The following is a 2362-nucleotide window of genomic DNA, read 5'->3' as shown; positions in this document are numbered from 1 at the left end:
CGACCGCGCCGCCGTGCCGCCATCCGCGCGCGGCCTGGTCGCGCCGCAGCGCGTGCCGGGCGTACGGGTGGCCGCCGGTCGCGTCGAGCAGCGCGTCCCGCCCGGTCAGCGCCTCGTCGACAGTGATCATTCCGCCAGCGTACGAGCATCCCCGCTGGTACCGAGGGCCGAGGCACCGCCTGTTCCACGGTGGAGATTGACGAACAGACCGATTGGGTACATCCGTCGCCGACCTGCTGGGAACCCCCACCGGAGGAACGACATGCTCGCCATTCTCGCGGCCATCGTGTTCGGTTTCGCGCTGCTGCTCGACTTCATGAACACCGACCTCGGCGCCCCCGATCTGTTCAGCACCTCGACCCTCATGCTCATCGGCTTCCTGCTGCTCTCGCTCTACCTGGCCGGGGTCGGCTCCGGCCCCCGCGGCGGCGGTGGCGGCCGGTGGTACCGGGGCCGGCGGCCGGGTCGCGGCTGACCGGAAAAGACCACCCCGGGCCGGGGCGGCGGCGCGATTCCGGCGTCGTCGGCCCGGCCCGGTACTGTCTTCGTGATGGAATCGGACGCCCTCTTCAGCCTCGGCGAGCCGGCCGGCGCACCCGCGGGCGCGGGCGGCGCCGACGGCTTCACCGACGCCCGGGCGGACTCGCCCCTGCCGGTGCGGATGCGGCCGGCCGGCATCGACGAGCTGGTCGGGCAGGAACACCTGCTCGCGCCGGGAGCGCCGCTGCGTCAGCTCGTCGAGGGCGCGGCGCCGATGTCGGTGATCCTCTGGGGTCCGCCGGGCAGCGGCAAGACCACCATCGCCCACCTCGTGGCCCGGGCCACCGACCGTCGGTTCGTGGCGATGTCCGCGCTGACCGCGGGCGTGAAGGACGTCCGCGCCGTGATCGACACCGCCCGCCGGCAACGCCGGTCCGGCGGCCCGCCGACGGTGCTGTTCATCGACGAGGTGCACCGGTTCAGCAAGACCCAGCAGGACTCGCTTCTCGCCGCGGTCGAGGACCGTACGGTCACGCTGCTGGCGGCGACCACGGAGAACCCGTACTTCTCGGTCATCTCGCCCTTGCTGTCGCGCTGCGTGCTGCTCACCCTCCAGGCCCTCGACGACGACGACGTCCGCGGCCTGCTGCGCCGCGCGGTCGCCGACGAGCGCGGACTCGGCGGCGCGCTGGTCCTGGCCGAGGAGGCGGAGGACCACCTGGTCCGGCTCGCCGGAGGCGACGTGCGCAAGGCGCTCACCGCGCTGGAGGCGGCCGCGGCCACCGCGACCGCGCTCGGCACCGGCCGGATCGACCTCGCAGTGGCCGAACAGGCGGTCGACGTGGCGGCGGTGCGATACGACCGCGACGGCGACGCCCACTACGACGTGACGAGCGCGTTCATCAAGAGCATGCGCGGCTCGGACGTGGACGCGTCACTGCACTGGCTGGCCCGGATGCTGGTGGCCGGTGAGGACGCCCGGTTCATCGCCCGCCGGTTGGTGATCTTCGCCAGTGAGGACGTCGGCATGGCCGATCCCACCGCGCTGACAGTGGCCACCGCGGCCGCCCACGCGGTCGAGTACGTGGGCCTGCCCGAGGCGCAGCTCAACCTGGCCCAGGCGGTCATCCACCTGGCCACCGCGCCGAAGTCGAACTCGGCCACCACAGCGATCGGCGCCGCCGTCGCCGACGTACGCGCGGGTCGGGGCGGTCCGGTGCCGCGCGGGCTGCGCGACGCCCACTACTCCGGCGCGCGGGGCCTCGGTCACGGCCGCGGCTACCGCTACCCGCACGACGACCACCGGGGGGTGGTCACCCAGCAGTACGCTCCGGACGACCTCGTCGGCACCGACTACTACCAGCCCAGCGGGCACGGCGCGGAGCGGGCGGTGGCCACCCGGCTGCCGCTGCTGCGCCGGATCGTACGCGGGCTGCCGGCTCCGGCGACCCGGGCGGAGGCCGGCGCCCCGGCCGCCGCGAACGGGGCCCGGGTGGGGGGCGGCGAGCAGGCCAGCGGGGCGAGTGAGGGCGGCAGCGACGCCGCCGAGGGGGGTCAGTAGTGATGGCGCGTGGTCCGGAGCGGCCGGCGGACGGCCCCGACGAGCGGCGCGACCCGCGGGGCAAGGGCCGCCGGTGGGGACGCGGCCGGGCCGAGCCCGAGCTGGACCCGACTGTCGTCGGCGAGGAACTCGGCTGGATCGACGACCTGCGCACCGCCAAGCACCAGGGCGGTGAACTCGGGCCGGACGGTGACGTCCCGGCGCCGCACCCCGGCCCCGACCCGTCCTGGCCGGCCGCCGAGCCGCGCCATCCGGCCGCCGCTCCGGGTCCCGCCCCCGGCATGCCGCCCGCCGGCCGACCGGCTTCGCCGCCCTCGGCAC

2 protein-coding genes and 1 pseudogene are annotated in these 2362 nt (G+C 75.5%); all 3 read left to right on the top strand.

Translation table 11 applies throughout. The annotated features are described in order from the left end of the window. The first annotated feature begins 262 nt into the window (after positions 1 to 262). A complete protein-coding gene (locus AC2CHG_RS31065; RefSeq protein WP_018785054.1) occupies positions 263 to 475 on the top strand; it encodes a hypothetical protein in 213 nt (70 codons plus the stop codon). A gap of 75 nt (positions 476 to 550) precedes the next feature. Next, entirely contained in the window at positions 551 to 2041 is a 1491-nt protein-coding gene (locus tag AC2CHG_RS31060; protein ID WP_262012396.1) for a replication-associated recombination protein A, read from the top strand. A 2-nt stretch (positions 2042 to 2043) separates the two neighbouring features. Further along, positions 2044 to 2362: pseudogene (locus AC2CHG_RS31055) on the top strand (hypothetical protein); the annotation flags it as partial.

This window comes from Micromonospora sp. ATLC20, assembly GCF_057196585.1.
The sequence above is the reverse complement of the archived record's forward strand: the minus strand, read 5'-3'. Positions and strand labels throughout refer to the sequence as shown.